The sequence below is a fragment of the Leifsonia sp. ALI-44-B genome (genome assembly GCF_001984125.1).
Taxonomy (GTDB): domain Bacteria; phylum Actinomycetota; class Actinomycetes; order Actinomycetales; family Microbacteriaceae; genus Okibacterium.
Genome location: NZ_MTQL01000007.1, coordinates 964,289 through 986,177 on the forward strand (window position 1 = coordinate 964,289; position 21,889 = coordinate 986,177).

Consider the following 21,889-nt stretch of genomic DNA (forward strand, 5'->3'; position numbering starts at 1 on the left):
GGCGGGGTCGCGGGTCGTTACTTCGAGCCGACGGCGTCCGGGTCGGCCTTCTCGGCGAACTCGGGGTCGAGCAGCGACGACAGGGCGTCGTCGATCTGCTTCTGGTCGGGCACGTCGCCGGATTCGACGAAGATCGGTCCGATGATCTTGAGCACCTTCTCCTGCGCGCTGCCGGGAACGTTGTCGACGTCGAGGTTCGAGCGTTCGGTGATGACCTTGGTGGCCACGGCCGAGTCGAGGCCCGCGACATCCGCGAGGATCTGGGCGGTCTCATCGGGGTTCTCGGCGGCCCAGGCTCGGGCGTGCTCGTACGTGTCGACCACCGTCTGCGCCACATCGGGCTTGGCGTCGAGGAACGTCTCGGTCGCGTTGAGGAAGCCGTAGCTGTTGAAGTCGACGTTGCGGTAGATGAGCTTCGCTCCCGCTTCTTCGGCGCCGGCCATGATCGGGTCGAGGCCGGCCCAGGCGTCGACCGAGCCGTTCTGCAGGGCGGCCCAGCCGTCGGCGTGCTGCAGGTTCTCGATGGTGACGTCGCTGGCCGAGAGGCCGTTCTCCTCGAGCGCCTGCAGGAGGAAGAAGTAGGGGTCGGTGCCCTTGGTGGCGGCGATCTTCTTGCCCTTGAGCTGCTCGACCGACGTGATGTCGGAGTTCGGGCCGACCGCGAGGGCCGACCATTCGGGCTGCGAGAAGATGTCGATGGTCTTGATGGGCGAGCCGTTCGAGCGGGCCAGCAGCGCGGCCGAACCGGCGGTCGATCCCACGTCGATGGCGTTGGCACGCAGGGCCTCGTTGGCCTTGTTCGAACCCGCCGACTGCACCCAGTTGACCGTGATGTCCTGGTCCTCGAGGGCGTCTTCCAGCCATCCCTGGTCCTTGATCACGAGCGACAGCGGGTTGTAGGTGGCGAAGTCGATGTTGAGCGTGCCGCCCTCGGTCTTCGTGTCGGAGGAGGCCTGGTCGTTGTCGGAGCCAGCGCTCGGGTTCTGGGTTTCGCCGGCGACGCAGCCGGAGAGCAGCAGGGCGGCGGTGGCAGCGCCCGCGACGACGGCGGCGATGCTGAGACGTTTCTTGCGCATGGGGGTCCTTCTGGGCTGATGGTGCAGGAGGGCGGTGGGGGAGGTGAGGGGTGGAACGGGAGAGCGGGTCGGGCCGGATGCGTCAGCGGCGGGTGTGCCGGTCGATGCCGAGTCCGTCGAGCAGGCGTCCGCGCAGCTCGGCCAGGTCGGCCGATCCGCGGTCGCGGGGGCGTTCGCCCGGCACGGTGAGGGTTTCGACGATGGTCGAACCGTCGCGTCCGTCTTCGCGGCCGAGCAGGATGACGCGGTCGGCCAGTTGCAATGCTTCGTCGACGTCGTGGGTGACGAGCAGCACGGTGGTGGGGGCGGCGCGGTGGATGTCGAGCAGCAGGTCCTGCATCTTCAACCGGGTCAGCGCGTCGAGAGCCCCGAAGGGTTCGTCGAGCAGCAGCACGCCGGGATTGCGGGCGAGCGCGCGGGCCAGAGACGTGCGCTGCGCCATGCCGCCGGAGATCTCGCGGGGGCGGTGTCCAGCGAACTCGCCGAGGCCCACCAGGTCGATGAGGGTGGCGACGCGCTCGGCGCCGGCCTTCTTGTCGGTGCCGGGCGGCAGGCCGATGGCCACGTTGTCGGTCACGCTGCGCCAGGGGAGCAGGCGGGGCTCCTGGAAGCCGATGGCCGTGCGCCCGTCGGTGCCCGCGACGGGCTGGTCGTCGATCAGTGCGCCCCCGGTCGACGCGGTGTCGAGGCCGCCCGCGATGCGCAGGAGCGTGGACTTGCCGCATCCGCTCGTGCCCAGGATGGCGACCACTTCGCCGGGCGCGATCGTGAGGTCGATGTCGCGCAACACGGTGCGCTCGCCCGAGGCGGGGGTAGCGGCATCCGCCGACGAGGCCGCGCGGCCACGCTTCTTCTCGACCGGAAAGCTGCGGCTGAGCCCGTCGAAACGCACCGAGAACGCCGTATTGGCAGCGGTGGTGGGTGTGGGGGTGGCCATGTTTCAACGCTACCCAGGGCCTCGCGCGGATGTTTCGCCGCCTGTCACACGGCGTAACAGACCCCGGCCGACCAATATGATTTGCCCTCCCGTGCGACACGCCGGGCGGAGGGCGTCGAAATCTCAGTTTTTGCGGAGCCGTGGCATGCTGGCCGTCTGCGAAAGGACGACACCCATGACGCATTCCCCCGACGCCGACCGTTCTCCGACGGCAAAGACCGACACCGCGGCCGATCTTCCGGATTACCAGCCGAACTCGAGCTTCGATGCCGAGCAGGCGGGCTATCAGAAGAACCTGAAGTCGCGTCAACTGCAGATGATCGCCATCGGTGGCGCCATCGGCACGGGTCTGTTCATGGGCGCGGGCGGCCGGCTCGCCATCGCCGGCCCATCGCTCGTCATCGTCTACGCCGTGTGTGGCGTGTTCGCGTTCTTCATCTTGCGCGCCCTCGGCGAGCTGGTCCTTCACCGCCCGTCGTCCGGCTCGTTCGTGTCCTACGCGCGCGAATTCTTCGGCGAGAAGGCCGCCTTCGTGGCCGGATGGATGTACTTCCTCAACTGGGCCATGACGGCCATCGTCGATGTCACGGCCGTGGCTCTCTATGCCCAGTTCTGGTCGATGTTCACGGTCGTGCCGCAGTGGCTGCTCGCCCTCATCGCGCTCGTCGTGGTGCTCGGCGTGAACCTCGTGTCGGTCAAGGTCTTCGGCGAGCTGGAGTTCTGGTTCGCGCTCATCAAGGTCGTCGCGCTCGTGGCGTTCCTCGGCATCGGAACCGTGTTCCTCGCGGCCGGCTGGCCCACCGAGGAGGGTGTCACGGGCGTCGCGATGCTGGCCGACAACGGCGGCTTCTTCCCCACGGGGCTGTTGCCCGGGGTGATCACTGTGACGGGTGTGCTCTTCGCCTACGCCTCGATCGAGCTCGTGGGAACGGCGGCGGGCGAGACCGCCAACCCCGAGAAGGTCATGCCGCGCGCCATCAACTCGGTCGTGTTCCGCATCGCCGTGTTCTACGTCGGGTCGATCCTGCTGCTCTCGCTGCTGCTGCCCTACGACACCTACAAGGCGGGTCAAAGCCCGTTCGTCACGTTCTTCTCGCACCTCGGCAACCCCGAGACGGGCGAGATCGCCGGGTCGATCATGAACTTCGTGGTGCTCACGGCGGCGCTCTCGAGCCTCAACGCCGGCCTCTACTCGACGGGCCGCATCCTGCACTCGATGGGCATGTCGGGCGCGGCGCCCAAGTTCACCACGCGCATGAACAAGGCGGGTGTGCCCTACGGCGGCATCATGCTCACGGTCGTCATCGCGCTCTTCGGCATCGCCCTCAACGCCTTCGTCCCCGAGGAAGCCTTCGAAATCGTGCTCAACGTGGCCGCGCTCGGCATCATCAGCACGTGGGCCATGATCGTCATCTGCCAGATGCAATTGCAGCGCTGGGCCGCCCAGGGTCGCCTGAAGCGACCGTCATTCCGGATGCCGGGGGCGCCCGTCACGTCGTGGATCACGCTCGTCTTCCTCGCCGTCGTGCTCGTGCTCATGGCCTTCGACTGGCCGACGGGAACCCTCACGGTCTCGTCGCTCGTGCTCATCATCCCGGCCCTCATCGTCGGCTGGCATTTCGCCAAACCGCGCGTGCTCGAGATCGCCAAGGCCCGCGACGGCCACACGGGCGCGTTCCCGGCCGTGGCCAACCGCTCGCCCATCGGCGGCGGCCCCGCGGCCGTCGACGGCGACGGCGACACGTCGGACCGCCGCTCGGGCCGCTGATCAGCGCAGCTGCGCGGCCCACGAGCTGACGAGGGTGGCGAAGGCGCCGCGGTGTTCGAGGATCTGGTCGGATGAGCCGAAGGTGACGACGGCTCGGTTGCGGTCGGCCCAGCGCAACAGGCCAGCCGGGGCATCCACGGTGATCTCGGGATGCTCGGGCTTCGGTTTCGCGCCCGTGTGCAGAATCACCTGAACTGCCGTTGGCCGCCGAAAGTTGAATGTCGCAAAATCGTCGACGGTCGCGAAGTTCGGGGCCTTCCACTTCAGCGTCTCGACGACGCCGGGCGCGGCATCGAGGAGCGCCTCGCGCAAGCCTCGGGCCGACTCGGCCATCGGATGCTCGAGCCCTGCCCAATACTCGTCCGCCGCAGCGTCGCTTCTACCCATGCCTCAGTATGGCGCTGCCATGCCGTCGCTGCCCGAAGAATTTCTGCGTCAGGCAGGGAGCTCCGGCGCGTCGATGGGCGTCGCCGTGCCCGTCACGGTGATGCCACCCGCCGCCGGGATGTCGACCGTCAGCAGGCTGGGCAACCCCACGTGCCGTCCCTGACGAACCAGCACGCGCGTGAGAGTCGCCATGGCTCCGAGCGACCGCAGGTAGCCGCCGAGGGACGCCGCGGCCGAACCGGTCGCCGGGTCTTCGGTGATGGCCCCGACGGGGAACAGGTTGCGCGCCTCGATCTCGAGGTGGGCGGGCGGTGTATCGCCTCTAGCATCCGAGTCGGGCACGTGGATGACCGTGACGGTGCCCGCCCAGCCCCGCGCGTCCATGAGTGCCCGCATGGCAGCCGGGTCGAACGTGAACGCGTCGAAGCGCTCGAGCTTACGGATGGCGACGACCGGATGCCAGTTGCCCGCGAACGATTCGCGCACGGGAAAGCGGGCGTCGAGGTCATCCGGCCCGACGTCGATCAGTGCGAGCAGCTCATCGGTGGTGGGGCCGTCGAGCTCGCGCACCTCGGGTTCGACGCTCGTGAACGAGGCCGTGACCGAGCCGTCGGCGCCCGTCGAGGTCTCGATGCGCACATCGCCCGCGGCCGTGCCGAACACGTAGGTGCCCACACCATCCCGCTCGGCGAGGGCGACGGCCGTGGCGATGGTGGCGTGGCCGCAGAAGGGGACCTCGGCTCCGGGCGAGAAATAGCGGACGCGCACGTGCCGCTGGTCGCCGCCCACCGCGTGCTCCACGACGAAGGCCGTTTCGGCGTATCCCACGCGGCGCGCGATGGCCTGCATGGTCTCGCCGTCGAGGGGGCGCGCGTCGAGCACGACGCCGGCGGGGTTGCCCCCGGGGTTTCCATCGGCGAAGGCGCTCAGGCGCAGCACATCAGCGGTCACCATCCCAGTCTGGCGAGCGCTGGGCGGCCGGGGCAAGAGGCCAATTCGCCACTGCCGGTCCGGGCGATCCTGCCCTATGCTCACCGCATGGCCGAATCGATTCAGGATGCTCAGAACCGGGTTCTCGCGCTCAACAGCGACGACCGCCCCTTCCTCTACGAACCCACCGCCGTCGGCATCCACGCCACGTGGAAGTACGCCGACCAGAAGTGGCTCGGTTTCTTCGGCGCAGGTGTGCGCCAGGGGTCGTACGACCTCTACGTGACGCTCGACCCCGACGACGGCACGTGGGAATTCGACGAAACGTCGGCGGATGCTGAGGCCACCGTCAATTCCGACGGGCTGCACGGCGAGAAGAAGTGGCAGAGCGGCTCGCAGAAGTCGTTCACGCTCAACAAGAGCTTCGCGCCCCTCGCCGAGTCGAAGGACCGCCAGGGCACGCACACGGGCCAGTTCTTCGGCTATCGCTTCGACACCGACGAGATCAAGCAGCCCCTCATCGACGCCCTGACGGCGGCGGGCTACTCCCGCAAGAAGGGCTTCTTCGGCAAGCTCTTCGGCGGCTGAGGCGGCCGGTCTCCTGGCCGCCCGCGGTGGCCCCGAAATGGTCACAATCCGTTTGCACGCGCGGCTGCGAACTCGGGATGAAGAAAAAGTCGCAGGAGTTTCGTGACGAAACCCGGCGGCCACCCGTCTTATCCGTGTACGTAACCCGAATCGTGAAAGGGGCTCATCATGAGCGCAGCAGACAAGATCAAGAACGCCGCTGAAGAACTCGCCGGCAAGGCCAAAGAGGCCGTTGGCAACGCGACCAACAACGACAAGCTCGTCGCCGAGGGCAAGGCCGACCAGACCAAGGCCAACGTCAAGCAGACCGGCGAAGACGTGAAAGACGTCTTCAAGAACTAGTCGCCTCGACGTGGCGGCTCTCGCCGAGAACGAGGCGCCCTTGGGCCGTCCTCGCCATCGCGCGCGAGCCGCTGGCGTGGGCGCCGATGCCCGCAGAGCGCAGCGATAACGCGAAGCGGCCCACCCTCGGGTGAGCCGCTTCGTGGCTTGCGATCCCAAGACCGCCGCGCCGGTCGGGCGCGTGCCGGGCTACTTCTTGATGAACTCGAGAATGTCCTGGTCCAGCTCGGTCTGGTAGGCGCCGTAGATGCCGTGCGGGGCACCCGCGTAGACCTTCAGGGTGCCGTCTTTGACGAGCTTGATCGTCTTCTCGGCCGCCGCGGCGATGGGCACGATCTGGTCGTCGTCACCGTGCGCGATGAAGATCGGCACATCGAGGGCCTTGAGGTCCTCGGTGAAGTCGGTCTCGGAGAAAGCCTTCACGCAGTCGTAGGCCGCGGCGAGGTTCACGAGCATGCCCTGGCGCCAGAAATCATCCTTGGCCCCCTGCGAAACGGAGCTGCCGTCGCGGTTGGCGCCGAAGAAGGCTTCGGACAGGTCCTGGTAGAACTGCGACGCATCTTCGAGCACGCCGGCGCGGATGCCGTCGAACACCTCGATGGGCGTGCCCTCGGGGTTGTCGTCGGTCTTCACCATGAGGGGCGGAACGGCACCGGCCGTGATGACCTTCACCACGCGACCCTCGCCGTGCTGGGCCGCGTAACGCACGACCTCTCCACCGCCGGTCGAGTGGCCGATGACGACGAGATCGTGCAGGTCCAGGGCCTCCACCAGCTCGGCGAGATCCTGAGCGTAGGTGTCCATGTCGTTGCCCGTGTACGTCTTCGACGAGCGTCCGTGGCCGCGGCGGTCGTGCGCGATCGCGCGGTAGCCGGCATCGGCCAGGACTTTCAGCTCCTTCTGCCAGGCGTCCGACGACAGCGGCCAGCCGTGGCTGAGCAGCACGGGCTGACCCGAGCCCTGTTCGGTGTAATAGATCTCGGTTCCATCGGTGGTGGTGATGTAAGGCATGCGTGTTGTCCCTCTCGCGAGCCGGAAAGTTTCGGTCATGCCGAACCTACGGCGAAGGGGGTCCCGAGCGATACAGCGCGCAGTCGATACCTGTTCCGTCACCTGTCCAATGGCGTCAGCGCGCCGCAGCGACCTGCTCGAGGCGTGCGCGCTCGGCGCCCAGGCGGCTGAGCTGGATGATGCCCTGCGCCAGCGCGATGGCATGGCCCGACAGTGCCGTGATGCCCTCAGAACCGAGGGCTCGTCGCGTCTCGGGATCGCGCAGAAAGCGCTCCGCCACGGCACGCTCCATGCCGGCGGTGGTGCGGCGGGCGATGTCGAGAACGTCGGGGCGCGAACCGCCGAGCTCGCCGATGCTGTTGAGCATCAGACATCCGCGTCGATCGGGATGACTGGCGCAATCATCGATGATGGCCGCATAAAGCGCCTCGAGCACACGCTCGGAGGCGCCCGGGGTGGCGTCTACGGTGTCGCGCACGAGCGCCACGCGGCCCGCGCAGTATCGCTCGAAAACGCGCTGGAAGAGGCCCCACTTATTGCCGAAGGCCGCGTAGATGCTGCCGTTGCCGACCCCGCTGAGCTCCGAGATCTCGACCACGGAGGCGCCAGCATAACCGCGTCGCCAGAAGACCTCGGTCGCCGCGTCGAGCAGCGCCGACTCGTCGAACTCCCGACTTCTGGCCATGTGAGCACCGTAGCAACCGGTGCCGCATGTCGCCAGAAAGGAGGACACGATCTCGACACCGGTCGAACCCGTTCGCCCACTGTTTACATCCGGAACTTGATTCTGGAGTCCCTATTCCACAATGATGCAGAGAGAGCATCGCCCGACCAGAGAGGGAGTCGATGAATCTGCAGGAGCTTGTCGACGAGCTGTCCCTCGCGCTCGGGCGCTCCGTCGTGATCGGCGACCGCGAATTCCGGCCCCTCGCGGCCAGCCCACAGGGCGACGACATCGACGACATCCGCACCAACAGCCTGCTGCGGCGAGCCCTCGCGCCCGAGCCGCGCAAATACCTCGAAAGCGAGGGCGTGCTGCAGGCCACGAAGCCCGTCATCGTCTCGTTCGCGCCATTCGGAACCCACGCGCGGCTCGTCGTGCCGATCCGCGATGACGACACCCTGCTAGCCATGATGTCGATCATCGTCGGCGGGCTGCCCGCGCTCACCGAGGCCCAGCACGCCGCCATCGACGCCTCGGTGATGCTCGCCCAGCACCTGCTCGCCGAGAACCCCCGCGCCGCCACCTCGCTGCGCGCCGCCGTCATGGGCCGCCTGATCTCAGCCGATGCCGTCGAGCGCCGCGCCGCGTTCACCGAGGCTCTGCGCAAGAACTGGCTCGAACGCGGCCGCAACACCGTCGTGCGAGCCGTCGCCGTCGATCCGGGCGTCGGCCCCATCCAGCGCGTGGCGTTCGGCCGGCATGTCGGAGCCCTCAGTGGTCCGAACATCGGCTTTCTCGGCGACCGCGACGGCAAACTGCTCTTCGTCGGGCGGGCCACCGACAACGACGTGGCCGACCGCGTCATCCCGGCCGAAGCATCCAAGCTGGCGATCGCTATCCACTCGATCGGCTCGGCACACCACTCGCGCGACCACGACGACCTGGGTGCCGCCGCCGATCAGGCGGCGCTCGCGGCCGACCTCGCGGGCGCCATCAAACCGGGCGTCACCCGGGCCGACATCAGCGAGCTCGGCGCCTGGACGATGCTGGCCGCCATCCAGGCCGATCGGTCGCAACTCGAAACGTTCTCGCCCGCTGCCCACGCACTCACGGTCGGTGGCGGCGACCCACTGCAACGCGAAACCGTCGAGACCTATCTGGATGTCGGGGGTCGCGCGCGCGACGCCTGCGAACGCCTGCACATCCACCGCACCACGCTCTACTACCGCCTCGACAACATGCCCGCGCCCGTCAAGGCCGCGCTCGACGACGGCATCAGCCGCAGCTCGCTGCACCTCGCGCTCAAACTGGTGCGCTACTGGGAGGCGACGGGGCGCTTCTAGCGTTGGCCCGACGCGCGCAGGCTCTTCAGCTCGTCGAGCGTGCCGCGGAACACGTTGAGGTCGATGTAGTCCTCGTCGCCGTCGTAGCCGGGCAGTTTCTCGCGGTTCGAGTACTGCCACAGGTCCCAGGCGCGCCCGTCGGGCAGCGTCGGTGGCGTCACGACCGAGCGGATCCAGATCGGGTTCTCGGCGTAACCGTCGCGCAGATACGAGTCGTAGTAATCAGCCGTGGCATAGAGGATGGGCGGCGCGCCGTAATGCGCCTCGAGGTCGGCCAGCAGAGGGTCGATGATGTCTCGAACCTGTTGTTTCGTCGGCATCGTCGCGCAGTAGTCGGCGTAACACTCGACATCCACCACCACGGGCAGCGCACCGGTCTCGTTGGGCACCGTTGCGATGATGTTGTCGGCCTGCGTCGTGCCCGAGCTGTCGAAACTGAGGAAATGGTAGGCGCCGACGAGCAGATCGGTCTGGCGCGCCTCCTGCCAGTTCTCGGCGAATTGCGAGTCCTGGCTGCCCGAGCCCTCTGTCGCCTTGATGAACGCGAAGTCGATGTCCTGGTCGGCCAGCGTGTCCCAGTCGATGTCGCCCTGATAGACGCTCACGTCAACGCCCCGCACGGCATACCCGGCGGCGAAGAAACGGTTGGGCCACAGCACGCCCGTGGCCACGAGCAGGGCACACAGGCTGGCGGCGACCACGACGGATGCCGCGGCGATCGCCCAGCGCATCCATCCCCGTCGTCGCGTCGTCACCCCACCAACCTAGCCGGACAGGCCGCGCCGCTGGACGCACGGGCCCGCCGTACCCCTGAGTCGCCGTACCGGTGAGCCCACGGCTGCACGAGGCCGCCGGATGCCGAGCCGCGCTCGTGTCAGCCGAAGATCATCGGGCGGTCTTCGTCCTCGCCGTCGAGAGCGAGGTCCACGAGCACGGGCACGTGGTCGCTGGGAGAGTCACCCTTGCGCTCGTTGCGGTGGATCGAGGCATCCGTCACGAGTTCGGCGAACGCGGGCGAACCCATGATGAAGTCGATGCGCATGCCCTCGTTGCGGGGAAAGCGCAGCTGCTTGTAGTCCCAGAACGTGAAGCCCTCTGGCACGAGCGGGCGCACGACATCGACCATGCCGATGGCCTCGAAGGCGTGGAATGCGTCGCGCTCGGGGCCCGAGATGTGCGTGCTGCCCGGGCCGAACGACGGATCGCCCATATCGCTGTCGTAGGGGGCAACGTTCCAGTCGCCCATGAGCGCGAGCGGCAGCGACTCGTCGGCCAGCCAGGCCTGCGTGTCCTCGCGCAGCGCGTTCAGCCAGCGCAGCTTGTACTCGTAGTGCGGGTCGTCGACGCCGCGGCCATTCGGAACGTACAGGCTCCACACGCGCACGCCGTCGACCGTCGCGCCGATCGCGCGGGCCTCGAGCGGGTTGCCGTCGGGGTCGAACACGGGCGTGGTTTTCGTGGCGTTGGCCTTGCCGAAACCGGGCATGCCCGCGAACGAGGTGGCGATGTCATCCATGGGCAGGCGGCTGGCGATGGCCACGCCGTTCCACTGATTGAGGCCGTGCGTGACGACCTCGTAACCGGCCTCGGTGAAGGGGTCGTGCGGGAACTGGTCGTCGCGGCACTTGATCTCCTGCATGGCCAACACATCGACGTCTTCGCGGACCATCCAGTCGACGACGCGGCCCACTCGGGTGCGAATGGAGTTGACGTTCCAGGTGGCGATGCGCATGCCGACAATGCTATCCGGGCCCGTCGTGTGGACGTTCCGGGCCCGTTCACCCGTAAACTGTCGTCTTGTGACGGATGCGCGCCAACAACTCATCGAATTCATCTCGGCCGAGGCAGTCTTCCACGGAGACTTCACCCTGACGAGCGGCAAGAAGGCCACGTACTACGTCGACCTTCGCAAGGTGAGCCTCGACCACCGGGTCGCCCCGCTGATCGGCCAGGTCATGATCGACCTGATCGCCCAGGTTCCGGATGTCTTCGCCGTCGGTGGTCTGACCATGGGCGCCGACCCCGTCGCCGCTGCGATTCTGCACCAGGGTGCCGCCCGTGGCCTCACCTACGACGCGTTCGTCGTGCGCAAAGAACCCAAGGACCACGGCCGCGGCAAGCAGGTCGAAGGCCCCGACCTCGCCGGCAAGCGCGTCATCGTTCTCGAGGACACCTCAACAACGGGCGGTTCGCCGCTGAAGGCCGCCGAGGCGCTCGAGAAGGTCGGTGCCATCGTCGTCGGCGTCGCCGTCGTCGTCGACCGCAACACGGGTGCCCGCGAGATCATCGAAGAAGCCGGCTACCCCTACTTCGCCGCCATCGGGCTGGCAGATCTGGGCCTGGAGTAACCCGTGGCCGACGAGCGACGGCGGGGCGACGAGCCCGAACGGAACGACGGCGACGAGGCCCGTGACCGCGACGCCGTCGAGGGCGCGCCCGACACGCACCCCGACGAGCCGCCCGTCGAGACGGCGGGACTGCCGCTCGGAACCGAATGGTTGCTCGGGCAGCTCGACGATGACGATGACGACGAAGATGCTGACGACGCGGATGAGGTGAGCGACGGTTCGTCCGGCGCACCGCGCTCGGCGGGGTCTGGGTCTGGGTCTGACGTCGATGCCGATGCTCCCGCCCCGTCCGGCGTGCGTGGTTCCGTGCGCAAGGCCGAGGAACAGCTCATGTCGTGGCTGGGCGCGAGCCCCGACCGCGAGGGTGAGAAAACCCCTGAAGCTCCGGATGCCTCGGGCACCGAGGATGTCGACACGGGCCCCATGCCCGTCATGCCCGCTTTCGGCACGCCCGCCGGCGGAATCCCCGCCTCGCCCTCGACCGAGCACCTGTTCCGGGCGCCCGCGAACCCGGCCGATCGTAACGAGACCCCCGAACTGTCGCCGTGGTGGCGTGCCCGACCGGGTGCGCAGCCCGACGCCGACGCGTCGGAGCAGGGTTCGAGCGACGGCGCCACGGATGCCTATCCCAGCGAGGAAGGATCGTCCCGGTCGAGCACCGCGACGTATGCCGGAGCGCTCGGGCTCGACGGGCTGCGCGGATCGCGCGGGGCGGCGGACGACGCGACCGCTGGTGACGAGAGCGCTGGCGACGCCCCGACCACTCGGCGCGAGTTGCGCACGGAACGGATGCCCGTTGTCGCCGATGAGTCGAGCGCCGACGACGAATTGCCGGCCGACGAACTGGATGACACCGATCTGATCGACGTGCCGGCCGCCGACGACGAGTATCACGCGCCGCGGCGTGCGACATTCACGCCGCCGCCCAGTGAAGCGGCAGTGCCCGAATGGGCTCGCGCCGATGGTGACGACAACTCCAACGCTGACGACTCCGCTACCGACGGCTCCGCCGCCGACGACTCCGCCGCCGTCGACACCGACACTGACACCGGCATCGAGGTTGGGGTCGACGACGACGATGAGAATGCCGACGCCGAGGGTGAAGACGCGCCGGTGGTTGCACCGCGATCCTCGCTGCGGCATCCGCAGGCCCTCAGTTTTACGCCCGAGGAGTTGGCCGCTGTGCGCGGTGAACGCCCCTACGAGGCTGCTTCCGCCGATGCCTCGTCCGCTGCGGACGAGCGGGCGGACGTCGACGAAAAGTCGTCGAACGAGAACTCCGCTCCGGAAAGCGACGATGCGGGCGAGCCCGACGCGGACGGTCGCGTCGGCGGTCACGCGCAAGATTTCTTGACCGAAGACCTCGGCGAGGTCCCCTTCTCGTGGGAGCTCAGCCGCAACGACGAGCTCGATCCGCGGGTGCATGCGCGCCGCGAGGCCGCTCGCGTGGCCGAAGAAGAGCGCGTCGCCGAGGCCGAGCGGGTCGACGCGGAAGCCGAACGCGCCGCAGAAGCTGAACGAGCGGCAGAAGCCGAGCGCGCCGCAGAAGCCGAACGCGTCGCAGAGGTCGAACGAGCGGCAGAAGCCGAGCGCGCAGCCGAAGCCGAGCGCACAGCCGAAGCCGAGCGCACAGCCGAAGCCGACCGGGCCGCCGAGGCTGCCCGCGTCGCCGAGGAGAAGCGTGCCGCCGAGGTCGAGCGGCAGGCCGAACTGCGGCGCGCTGCCGACGCCGAGACGGCTCGAGCGGCCGCCGCCGAACACGAGGCAGCCCTGGAGCGACAGCTTGCCGCCATGCGGGAGCGCGAAGCTGCGAGTGGTGCTGCGTCGGCAGCCGGTGCGGCCGGAGTTGCCGCCGCCGCAGCTGCAGCGGCGGCCCGATCGAGCGACGAGTCGCGCTCGGCATCCGTCGACGCCCCCACGGAAGCGATGGACTTCTCGGAGCTGCAATTCGCGTCGCGCAACGACGACCGCGAACCGGCCTCCAACTCGAATGACACTCAGGTTCCGAGCGACGGCGACGCGAACACGGGCACCGACACCGACTCGTGGTCGCTCTTCGGCGATGACGAGTCGGATGCCCGAGAGGGCGACGAGACGGATGCGGACGGGCGCACTCGCGCCGAGGCATCCGACCGACGCGCCGACGGCGACGATGCGACTGTGGTCCTGCCCGTGGCCGACTCGGAAGCCCCCTTCGGCGGCGACGTCAATCAGCCCGGTCAACCGGACAACGCGCCGACTCAGCTTCTCGGCACTGCCGGAGCGGCCACCGCGGCGGACCGTGCCCGTGAATCGACGGGCCCCGCGCGGGACGCTTCGGCCAGTGCCGGCGGCGTGTCCGCTAGTCGCGCCGCATCCCGTGCTGCGGACGATGGCACAGCAGCGGCAAGCTTGACCGGCCCGAAGGCCGCGACGGATGGTGCAAGCGGTTCAGGCGCTGGTGTCGGCGGCCCGCGCCCGCCCGCAGCTGGCGCAGCCGCAACGAAACTTCCGCGCCCCCTGATTTTGGTCGCTGGGGCTCTCGTCCTCGTGCTGATCCTCGTCGGATTATTCTTCCTGGGCACGCGCATCCCCGGGCTGGTGGCCGGGCCCGCCACCGTGCCGACCGCGACGCCGACCGCGAGCCCCGCGGCATCCGAGACGCCGACGGCCACGGCCGAACCCGCGCCCGAGCCGACGCCCGAGACGCCCGCGGCCCCCGCCGCCGGACCGCTCGCGCCGGGCACCTACGACTGGAAGCTGCTGGCCGGCGGCGAATGCCTCGAGCCCTACACGAACCCGTGGGCCGAAGAATTCACCGTGGTCGACTGCGCCACCCCGCACGCCGCCCAAATGGTGAAGAAAGCTGCCGTGTCGGAAGACCCGGCGGCAGCCTTCCCCGGCGAAGCGGCCATCGCGGGCCAGATCTCGTTGCTGTGCAGCGCGCCCGGCGTGCTCAATTTGGCCGCGGCAGGCGCCCTGAATGACGTGCAGGTGCAGGGCAGCTACCCGGTCACGGCCGAGCAGTGGGCCGCGGGCGAGCGCAGCTACTACTGCTTCGTCAGTCGGTCGAGCGCTCAGCCGATCACGGGCTCGCTCGCCGGAAGCTGATCACCACAGGGTCAGTGGCCGAGCGCCATCCGGATGCCGAGCGCGAGCATGACGACCGCGATGAGTGCGTCGAGGACGCGCCAGGACGACGGCTTGGCGAAGAACGGCCGCAACAGTCGCGCGCCGAAACCGAGCAGAGTGAACCACGTGAAGCTCGCGAGCACGGCGCCCGCCGCCCACCACCAGCGCTCGGCCTCGCCCTGCTGATTCGCCACCGATCCGAGCAGCAGCACGGTGTCGAGGTAGACGTGCGGGTTGAGCCACGTGAGCGCGAGCGCCGTGAATACCGCGGCGCGCAACGAGATGCGCGGTGACGCCGCGCCGGGCTCGAGGGCCTTGGGCTTGAACGCACGCCAGGCGGCGAAGAGTCCGTAGGTGATGAGGAACACCGATCCCAGCACCCGGATGATGACGAGGGCCACGGGGGCCGCTTCGATGACCGCGCCGATGCCGAGCACACCCACGACGATGAGCACGGCATCCGAGATCGCGCAGATGGCGACGACCGCGGCGACGAGACCGTTTCGACCCGTGAGGCCGAGCTTCAGGAGGAAGGCGTTCTGCGCGCCGATCGCGACGATGAGCGCGAGGCCCGTGCCGAAGCCGAGCAGCGCGGGCAGGAGAGTGGTGGAAAGGGTCACATCGCTACGGTACGGTCGACGGGCGGTGCAGTACAGCTAAAGATTCTTGATCGCCGTAAGCTGCGCTTATGATCGCATTCACGCCGGAACAGCTCAGCACGCTGAGCACGATCCTCGACGAGGGCACATTCGAGGGAGCCGCGCGGCGCCTGCACGTGACGGCGTCGGCGGTCTCGCAGCGCATCAAGGCCATGGAGCTCGTGGCGGGCCAGATCCTGGTCGAGCGGTCGAACCCCGTTCGGCTGACGGCCGCGGGCGACGTCGTGCTGCGCTACGCCCGGCAGGTCGAGCTCCTGCAGCAGGACACGGCGCGCGAACTCGGGCGGGCGGCATCCGATGGCGGCGCCGTCACCCTGCCCGTCGCGGTCAACGCCGACAGCCTGGCCACGTGGTTTCTCGAGGCGGCGGCCCGATTGCACGACGAGACCGGGGTCGCGGCCGTGTTCGACATCCATCGTGACGATCAAGACCACACGGCCGAGCTGCTGCGCTCGGGGGCCGTCATGGCGGCGGTGACCTCGGCCTCGCAGGCGGTGCAGGGATGCTCGGTCACATCGCTCGGCCGCATGCGATATCGCGCGGTTTGCAGCCCGTCGTTCGCGCGGCGGTATCTCGACGAACACGCCTCGGTCGAATCGCTCGGGTCGGCGCCCGTCGTCAACTTCGACCGCAAAGACCAGATCCAGCGCCAGTTCTACCGCGAGTACACGGGCCGGTCGCTGCGTTCGCCGCGACACTATGTGCCCACGTCGGCCGACTATGCGCGTGCGGTCGTCTTCGGGATGGGCTGGGGGATGCTGCCCGAACAGCAGTCCGCCGCCGAGATCGACCAGGGGGTGCTGCTCGACCTGGCGCCCGAGCATCCGATCGACATCGCCTTGTATTGGCAGCGGTGGAACCTGGCCTCCCCGACGCTCGACGCCGTCTCGAGCGTCGTCGAGAGAGTGGCGCGCGAGCAATTGCGCTGACCCCCGCCGGGTGTTCGCTGACCCCGGCCGGGTGTTCTAGGTGAGAGCCTGGCCCTGGGTGCGAGCGCGAACCTGAGCTAGGACGCCGGAACCGTCGAGCTGCCCTCGAAGTCGTCGGACTCGACCGGATCTTTATCGAGCAGGTCGATGACGCCGCCCAGGATCTCGTCGGGCCGGAACGGGTAGCGGTCGATCTCGGCCTGGTCGCTGATGCCCGTGAGCACGAGGATGGTGTGCAGCCCGGCCTCGATGCCCGCCACCACATCGGTGTCCATGCGGTCGCCGATCATGCCCGTGTTCTCGGAGTGCGCGCCGATGCGGTTGAGCGCCGAGCGGAACATCATGGGGTTGGGCTTGCCGACCACGTAGGGCTCTTTGCCCGTGGCCTTCGTGATGAGGGCCGCGATGGCCCCCGTCGCGGGCAGCACGCCGTCGGCGCTCGGCCCCGTGGCGTCGGGGTTGGTGACGATGAAGCGCGCGCCCTTGATGATGAGGCGGATGGCCTTCGTGATGGCCTCGAACGAGTAGTTGCGGGTCTCGCCGACGACCACGTAGTCGGGGTCGGTCTCGGTCATGATGAACCCGGCCTCGTGCAGCGCGGTCGTGATGCCGGCCTCGCCGATGACGAATGCCGAACCGCCCGGCACCTGGTTCTTGAGGAAGTCGGCGGTGGCGAGAGCGGAGGTCCAAATGAACTCTTCGGGCACCTCGAGGCCCGACTGGCGCAGGCGCGCGCTCAGGTCGCGCGGGGTGAAGATGGAGTTGTTGGTCAGCACGAGGTAGGGCTTGCCCTGGTCGCGCCACTGCTGCAACAGCTCGGCGGCGCCGGGCAGCGCACGGTTTTCATGGACGAGAACGCCGTCCATGTCGGTCAACCAGCATTCGACGTCTTCGCGACGAGTGTTCATTGCGACCTCTTTCTGTCCGTGGCCAGTTTAGAGGTTCGGGGTGACAAGGCGAGGGGATGTCTGTGCTCCCACAATCCTCGCCGCAAACGTTCATGCCACTCCGAGGCGGCTCGTCGGGGGCGGTGATTGAATGAGGGGGATGTCTGACCACAACGAGCCGTCCGCCGCGTCCGCCGCCCCCGCATCCTCCGCCCTGCCGAACTCCTCTGGGCGACGCTTCGAGCCTGGTTCGGAACCCCGTTTCGAGTCGCCGTGCGGACCGGTCGAGGGCTGGAACGACGGCGCCGTCGTGCGGGCAACGGGCATCCCCTATGCCGAAGCCGAGCGCTTCGAGCGGCCGCGGCCCGTGCCCGATCGCGGTGCCGCCGACGTGCTGCGCGCCACCGAGTGGTCGCACGCCTCGCCGCAGCCCTATAACGCGTTCCTCGAGCAGGTGCTCGGGGCGACGCCCGACCGGCATCCGAGTGAGCACTGCCAGCAACTGTCGGTCACGATGCCGGCCGATCTCGCGGCCGGCGAGACCGTGCCCGTCATGGTCTGGATCCACGGCGGCTCCTACGCCAACGGCGCGGGCGACCTGCCCGTGATGGATCCGGCGGCGCTCGTGGCCGAGCAGCGCGTCGTCGTGGTGACCGTGACGTATCGCCTCGGCATCCTGGGCTTTCTCGGCGACGGCACCGACGAGCGGCCCGCCAACCTCGGCCTGCTCGACATGCTCGAGGCGTTCCGCTGGGTGCGGCGCAACATCCAGGCGTTCGGCGGCGACCCCGCTCGCGTCACGGCGTTCGGGCAATCGGCGGGCGCGGATGCCGTGGCTCACCTGCTCGCGGTACCCGAGGCATCCTCCCTCTTCTCGCGGGCGATCATCCAGAGTGCACCCCTCGGACTCGCGCGGGGTCGGGCCCGCATGACCTCCCTCATGGCCGAGGCTGCCGCAGAGGTCACGCCCGAGACGCCCGTCGACAAGGTCGTCGCCCTGTCGGCCAAGCTGCAACGCATCGCGGCACCGTTCGGCCTCAAGGGTGGCATGCCGTTCAGCACGCAATACGGATTCGAACCGCTGCCCGCCGAGCGCACCATCGAGCGGGCCTGGAACGAAGCGGCACCGCGCGTCGACGTTCTCATCGGGCATACGTCAGAGGAGGGGCGGCTGTTCGTGCCCAACCTGCCGAAGCTGAAGCCGTGGGTGGCGCTGCCGGTCCTAGGCCCCGTCATCCAAAAGGCCATCGTCGGTCTCGCCACGTGGCTGGTCTACGGGCGCACCGATGCGCGTTTCGCCCGCCGTCATGCGCGGGCGGGCGGCCGCGTGCACAGCTACGTCGTGTCGTGGAAGGCACCCGGCAACCCCTTCGGTTCGGCGCACATGATCGACCTGCCACTCCTCTTCGGTAACGAGTCTGCCTGGCGCGACGCGGCCCTCGTCGCGGGCGCGACCCGTCAAGAAATCGAGGCCAACGGCAGCATCCTGCGTCAACTGTGGGGCGACTTCGCGCGCGGCGACGCTCTCGCCGAGCGAGGCCGTGTCCCCGGCCTGATCACCTACCGCCGCGTCGGCTGATCGAAGCTCTTGCTCTTCACCTGACCGGGCTCGTGAGTACCTTCGCATGTCTTACGGCCGTGTCAGCTGATGAACCCGCTGCGTCGAAACACCCAAGAGCGTTCCGGCGTCGGTGAGGGTGATGCCGGCTTCGCGCAGTTGGGCCACCGCCTGTCGTCGCAACGCTGCCGCCTCGGATGCCTGCCGCCGGGCTGCTGCCTCAGCCTCCTCGGCTGCGCGCCAGGCATCGTGCGCGGATGCAGGGACGACGACGTCGATGCTCACGTGAACGTCGTCAATGCGGCGATCAAGCCAGCCCGCGACAACCTCGCGCGCCGCTTCGTCGATTTCGCGCAGTGTGCGGGCCTGACCGCCCGTGCCGAGCTCGGGGATGTCGATGAACCACCACTTGCCCTGGCGAGTAGCCGTTCCGCGGTAAACGTGTTCTGTGTCGGCGCTGCTCATCGTTTTCTCCTTCATCGCCACCTCTCCGGCGCGTTCGGTACGACGTTCATGATCTGCCGCACGATGCCCGGTGCCACGGTCTTGTGATGCGGCACGGTCACCCGCAGGGTCTCGTCGGCAGACACCCACGTCTCGTGGCTGCCCGTCGTCCGTTTCTTATGCCACTGACTCCGCCGAAGAAACTTCTCGACCTCGCGATACTTGACTGCCCTGACCATTCGGCAAATCTAGGGCCTCTTGAGGGCGCATCTAGAGCCTATAGAAATCTGTGGAGAGAAAGCAAGAATCGATCCTGGGGAGAGCGGTCCGCGCGGCCTGCAGACTCCCGGTCGAACGGTCGAACGAGCCAGCGGGCAGACCCGCTGAGTCGGCGCCTATCGCGCCGCGAGGCGGGGGATGAGCGCGTCGAGGTGCGCGGCCGTGTCTTCCCAGCCCTCGACGGCGATGCACTCGACGCCGAGCGCCTTCACGGGGTAGTCGTTGCCGCCCTCGTCGAGGCGGTCGCCGACGAAGAGCATGTCGTCGAGCGGCGTGTGCGCCAGTTCGACCAGTTTGTTCATGCCGTAGGCCTTGTCGATGCCGCGGCGCGTGATGTCGACCGACGTCGAACCGCCCGAACGCACCTCGAGGTCGGGCAGCTCGGCCTGCACGGCTTCGCGCAGCGACTCCTTCTTCGAACCCGTCGGGTCCCACGCCTGCTTAGCGGCTACGGGCGCCTGCTGTCCGAGCGCCGAGAACGTGATCTGCGACCCGCGGTCCTCGAGAATCGGGCCCCAGACCTCGGTCTCCCACAGGCCCAAACGGCGGGCGGATGCTTCGACGGCGGCCAGCGCGCGCGCCTTCTCGTCATCGCTCAGGTTGTGGGCATAGATCTGCGCCCAGGTGCCGTCGACGTAACGGTAGTACTGCGTGCCGCACGTGGGCATCAGGTGCAGCTTCGCGAGCCGCTCCGGGTTGGCGCCCTCGAGACGGTCGACGACCTGGTTCTGGAATTGCGTGAAGTTGCCGCCCGAGATGATGCACACCTCGACCTGGTCGAGCAGGCTCAGGAGCAGCTCAGACATCCGCGGGTCGATGGCTGTTTTCGACGGCGCGAGGGTGTCGTCGAGGTCGAAGGCCACGAGGCGGGGGAGAGAGGTCACGAGGCCGCTTTCTGTCGGGAGGGGCGGTAGCTCACCGCCAGCCGATGCTACCAAAACGGCGTGTGCATCCCCGGGAGGTAGATTTGGCGGATGCCTGACGAAACGCCGAATCCGACGAACGAGCTGTCGACCAACGGCGTCGGCCCGTGGGTGGGCGAGTGGCCCGTCGAGGAGTGGTACGACCCCGAGCTGCTCGAGCGCGGCGACACCCGCAACGTGATCGACCGCTACCGCTACTGGACCATGGACGCGATCGTGGCCGACCTCGACCGGCACCGGCATCCGTTTCACGTTGCTATCGAGAATTGGCAGCACGACATGAACATCGGCTCGATCGTGCGCAGCGCCAACGCGTTCGCGGCCGACACCGTGCATATCGTTGGCCGTCGCCGCTGGAACAAGCGTGGCGCCATGGTCACCGACCGTTATCAGCACGTCGAATACCACGCGGATGTCGCGGGCCTCGTCGCCTGGGCCCGCGAGCAGTCGATGCCCATCATCGCCATCGACAACGTCCCCGGCTCGGTCATCATCGAAACGTTCGCCTTTCCCGCGCGTTGCCTCCTCTTGTTCGGACAGGAGGGCCCGGGCCTCTCGGACGAGGCCGTCGCGGCCGCCGACGCCGTCGTAGAGATCAGCCAATTCGGCTCGACCCGCTCGATCAACGCCTCGGCCGCCGCCGCCGTCACGATGCACGCTTGGGTCCTGCAACACGTCACCTTCGGCTCCGCTGAGTAGTCTCGCCCGCCACTGAGTAGTCATCCCGTCAACAAATGAGTACTCAAAGTACGGCAAGTACTTGAAGTACTGGTTTGGATGGGGGAGGCTGATGTCATGTCTCCTGAAACTTCCCGCCACTACGCGTCGTTCACCGACGCCCGCACGCATCTGCGGGACGTGCTCGACGCCGCCGAAAGCGGGCACACCGTCACGCTGACGCGAGAAGGAGCCCGATCGGCGGTCGTCTCCGCCGATCGCCTCCGGTCCTTCCTCGCCGAGAGTCTTCCTTCGCAGGCCCAGGTCGCTCACGAAGACGGCGCCTTCGTCGTGTTCCTCGCCAATCGCCCGTTCGTCTCCGAGGGAGCCACGCTCGACGAGGCGCTCGACGACCTCGTCGTATCCCTCCGTGAGTACGCGCTCGACTGGGAGGACCACCTCGGCAAGGCTCCCAACCACTCCGGCGAATGGGGCCTCGTCCAACTCATCAACCTGTCTACCGATGAGCAGCTCGCCGACTGGGTGAGGGCCGCGCAATGAGCAAACATCCACCCGCATCGCGCACCCACCACAATGCGTTCTGCGAGACCGAGAAGTGGACGCTGGTGCGCGGTGCCACGGGCAAGACCGTTTCCCACCACCGCACCTACGAATTGCCGCTCCGCAGCGGCCGCATTCTGCGCACGCGCATTTCGCGGCCGATCGACAAGAGCGAATATCGCCCGTCGATGTGGTCACACATCTTGCGCTACCAGCTCGAGGTCGACACGGACACGTTTTGGCGATGCGTCTCCGGCGGCGAGCTGCCCGAACGCGAGCCGACTCGGCCGCGCCCAGACAGCGGTCTCTCCTTCTACTTGCTCGACCAGATCACGCGCATGCTGGGCGTCGATCCCCGTGAAGCAGCCTCGATGAGCGACGAGGACGCTCAAGCCATCCTGAATCAGTATTGGACGACGCGCGCCGAAGAGGCTGGCGCGTTCCAGCGCTGACCACCGGCGCGGGCTTCGGCGCCGCTCCGTGCCGC

The 21,889-nt window shown here is 68.2% G+C and carries 24 protein-coding genes; 11 read left to right on the forward strand and 13 right to left on the reverse strand.

Annotated features, from left to right (window positions below; translation table 11 throughout):
- Window positions 1-17: 17 nt before the first annotated feature.
- Together ALI44B_RS11550 and ALI44B_RS11555 are read right to left on the reverse strand one after the other, a co-directional pair.
- Entirely contained in the window at window positions 18-1,076 is a 1,059-nt protein-coding gene (locus ALI44B_RS11550; RefSeq protein ID WP_077054793.1) for an aliphatic sulfonate ABC transporter substrate-binding protein, read from the reverse strand.
- 82 nt (window positions 1,077-1,158) lie between these two features.
- The gene (locus tag ALI44B_RS11555) at window positions 1,159-2,013 is read right to left on the reverse strand and encodes an ABC transporter ATP-binding protein (RefSeq protein ID WP_077054794.1); all 855 of its coding nucleotides are present in this window, start codon (window positions 2,011-2,013) and stop codon (window positions 1,159-1,161) included.
- A 175-nt stretch (window positions 2,014-2,188) separates the two neighbouring features.
- Between ALI44B_RS11555 and ALI44B_RS11560 the strand changes: the two genes are divergently transcribed.
- Window positions 2,189-3,781 carry an amino acid permease gene (locus tag ALI44B_RS11560; protein ID WP_077054795.1) on the forward strand — a complete coding sequence of 531 codons (1,593 nt, stop codon included), beginning with the start codon at window positions 2,189-2,191 and terminating at the stop codon, window positions 3,779-3,781.
- Here ALI44B_RS11560 and ALI44B_RS11565 read toward each other — a convergent pair whose 3' ends face one another.
- Window positions 3,782-4,168, reverse strand: a complete 387-nt coding sequence (locus ALI44B_RS11565; RefSeq protein ID WP_077054796.1) for a DUF1801 domain-containing protein — start codon at window positions 4,166-4,168, stop codon at window positions 3,782-3,784.
- A 48-nt stretch (window positions 4,169-4,216) separates the two neighbouring features.
- Complete coding sequence (locus ALI44B_RS11570; protein ID WP_077054797.1) at window positions 4,217-5,122, reverse strand: PhzF family phenazine biosynthesis protein; 906 nt, start codon at window positions 5,120-5,122, stop codon at window positions 4,217-4,219.
- 84 nt (window positions 5,123-5,206) lie between these two features.
- Between ALI44B_RS11570 and ALI44B_RS11575 the strand changes: the two genes are divergently transcribed.
- Window positions 5,207-5,686 carry a hypothetical protein gene (locus ALI44B_RS11575; RefSeq protein WP_077054798.1) on the forward strand — a complete coding sequence of 160 codons (480 nt, stop codon included), beginning with the start codon at window positions 5,207-5,209 and terminating at the stop codon, window positions 5,684-5,686.
- A 168-nt stretch (window positions 5,687-5,854) separates the two neighbouring features.
- Complete coding sequence (locus ALI44B_RS11580) at window positions 5,855-6,028, forward strand: CsbD family protein (RefSeq protein ID WP_077054799.1); 174 nt, start codon at window positions 5,855-5,857, stop codon at window positions 6,026-6,028.
- Window positions 6,029-6,217: 189 nt separating this feature from the next.
- On the opposite strand, the gene ALI44B_RS11585 is transcribed toward ALI44B_RS11580, so the two are convergent.
- A complete protein-coding gene (locus ALI44B_RS11585) occupies window positions 6,218-7,039 on the reverse strand; it encodes an alpha/beta fold hydrolase (protein ID WP_077054800.1) in 822 nt (273 codons plus the stop codon).
- 115 nt (window positions 7,040-7,154) lie between these two features.
- The gene (locus tag ALI44B_RS11590) at window positions 7,155-7,724 is read right to left on the reverse strand and encodes a TetR/AcrR family transcriptional regulator (RefSeq protein WP_077054801.1); all 570 of its coding nucleotides are present in this window, start codon (window positions 7,722-7,724) and stop codon (window positions 7,155-7,157) included.
- Window positions 7,725-7,885: 161 nt separating this feature from the next.
- Here ALI44B_RS11590 and ALI44B_RS11595 point away from each other — a divergent pair, with 161 nt between their 5' ends.
- Complete coding sequence (locus ALI44B_RS11595; RefSeq protein WP_077054802.1) at window positions 7,886-9,046, forward strand: helix-turn-helix domain-containing protein; 1,161 nt, start codon at window positions 7,886-7,888, stop codon at window positions 9,044-9,046.
- On the opposite strand, the gene ALI44B_RS11600 is transcribed toward ALI44B_RS11595, so the two are convergent.
- Entirely contained in the window at window positions 9,043-9,801 is a 759-nt protein-coding gene (locus tag ALI44B_RS11600) for a GH25 family lysozyme (protein ID WP_238592190.1), read from the reverse strand. The genes ALI44B_RS11595 and ALI44B_RS11600 overlap by 4 nt on opposite strands.
- 119 nt (window positions 9,802-9,920) lie before the next feature.
- Entirely contained in the window at window positions 9,921-10,778 is an 858-nt protein-coding gene (locus ALI44B_RS11605; RefSeq protein ID WP_077054804.1) for an exodeoxyribonuclease III, read from the reverse strand.
- Between the two features lie 67 nt (window positions 10,779-10,845).
- Here ALI44B_RS11605 and pyrE point away from each other — a divergent pair, with 67 nt between their 5' ends.
- Both pyrE and ALI44B_RS11615 read left to right on the forward strand, forming a co-directional pair.
- Complete coding sequence (pyrE, locus tag ALI44B_RS11610; protein WP_077054805.1) at window positions 10,846-11,394, forward strand: orotate phosphoribosyltransferase; 549 nt, start codon at window positions 10,846-10,848, stop codon at window positions 11,392-11,394.
- Window positions 11,395-11,397: 3 nt separating this feature from the next.
- Complete coding sequence (locus ALI44B_RS11615) at window positions 11,398-14,484, forward strand: hypothetical protein (RefSeq protein ID WP_077054806.1); 3,087 nt, start codon at window positions 11,398-11,400, stop codon at window positions 14,482-14,484.
- A gap of 11 nt (window positions 14,485-14,495) precedes the next feature.
- Here the strand turns inward: ALI44B_RS11615 and ALI44B_RS11620 are convergent, their stop codons facing one another.
- On the reverse strand, window positions 14,496-15,125 hold the full coding sequence (locus tag ALI44B_RS11620; RefSeq protein ID WP_202969382.1) for a LysE/ArgO family amino acid transporter: 630 nt from the start codon (window positions 15,123-15,125) through the stop codon (window positions 14,496-14,498).
- A 68-nt stretch (window positions 15,126-15,193) separates the two neighbouring features.
- On the opposite strand from ALI44B_RS11620, the gene ALI44B_RS11625 reads away from it, so the two are divergent.
- A complete protein-coding gene (locus ALI44B_RS11625) occupies window positions 15,194-16,093 on the forward strand; it encodes a LysR family transcriptional regulator ArgP (protein WP_143459208.1) in 900 nt (299 codons plus the stop codon).
- Window positions 16,094-16,170: 77 nt separating this feature from the next.
- On the opposite strand, the gene ALI44B_RS11630 is transcribed toward ALI44B_RS11625, so the two are convergent.
- Window positions 16,171-17,001 (reverse strand): HAD-IIA family hydrolase, encoded by an 831-nt coding sequence (locus ALI44B_RS11630; protein ID WP_077054807.1) that lies wholly within the window; start codon window positions 16,999-17,001, stop codon window positions 16,171-16,173.
- A 139-nt stretch (window positions 17,002-17,140) separates the two neighbouring features.
- Here ALI44B_RS11630 and ALI44B_RS11635 point away from each other — a divergent pair, with 139 nt between their 5' ends.
- A complete protein-coding gene (locus ALI44B_RS11635; RefSeq protein ID WP_083709925.1) occupies window positions 17,141-18,559 on the forward strand; it encodes a carboxylesterase family protein in 1,419 nt (472 codons plus the stop codon).
- Window positions 18,560-18,610: 51 nt separating this feature from the next.
- Here the strand turns inward: ALI44B_RS11635 and ALI44B_RS11640 are convergent, their stop codons facing one another.
- The 3 genes from ALI44B_RS11640 to ALI44B_RS11650 all read right to left on the reverse strand — a co-directional run bounded on the left by ALI44B_RS11640 (window position 18,611) and on the right by ALI44B_RS11650 (window position 20,145).
- Complete coding sequence (locus ALI44B_RS11640) at window positions 18,611-19,003, reverse strand: hypothetical protein (RefSeq protein ID WP_077055565.1); 393 nt, start codon at window positions 19,001-19,003, stop codon at window positions 18,611-18,613.
- Between the two features lie 11 nt (window positions 19,004-19,014).
- Window positions 19,015-19,221: a type II toxin-antitoxin system HicA family toxin gene (locus tag ALI44B_RS11645; RefSeq protein ID WP_077054808.1), complete on the reverse strand. Its 207-nt coding sequence runs from the start codon at window positions 19,219-19,221 to the stop codon at window positions 19,015-19,017.
- A gap of 156 nt (window positions 19,222-19,377) precedes the next feature.
- The gene (locus ALI44B_RS11650) at window positions 19,378-20,145 is read right to left on the reverse strand and encodes an HAD-IIB family hydrolase (RefSeq protein WP_077054809.1); all 768 of its coding nucleotides are present in this window, start codon (window positions 20,143-20,145) and stop codon (window positions 19,378-19,380) included.
- A 90-nt stretch (window positions 20,146-20,235) separates the two neighbouring features.
- On the opposite strand from ALI44B_RS11650, the gene ALI44B_RS11655 reads away from it, so the two are divergent.
- The 3 genes from ALI44B_RS11655 (at window position 20,236) to ALI44B_RS11665 (ending at window position 21,854) form a co-directional block, all read left to right on the forward strand.
- The gene (locus tag ALI44B_RS11655; RefSeq protein WP_077054810.1) at window positions 20,236-20,883 is read left to right on the forward strand and encodes a TrmH family RNA methyltransferase; all 648 of its coding nucleotides are present in this window, start codon (window positions 20,236-20,238) and stop codon (window positions 20,881-20,883) included.
- Window positions 20,884-20,979: 96 nt separating this feature from the next.
- Complete coding sequence (locus ALI44B_RS11660; RefSeq protein WP_077054811.1) at window positions 20,980-21,402, forward strand: type II toxin-antitoxin system prevent-host-death family antitoxin; 423 nt, start codon at window positions 20,980-20,982, stop codon at window positions 21,400-21,402.
- Complete coding sequence (locus tag ALI44B_RS11665; RefSeq protein WP_077054812.1) at window positions 21,399-21,854, forward strand: hypothetical protein; 456 nt, start codon at window positions 21,399-21,401, stop codon at window positions 21,852-21,854. Before ALI44B_RS11660 ends, ALI44B_RS11665 begins: the two co-directional genes overlap by 4 nt.
- Window positions 21,855-21,889: the final 35 nt, after the last annotated feature.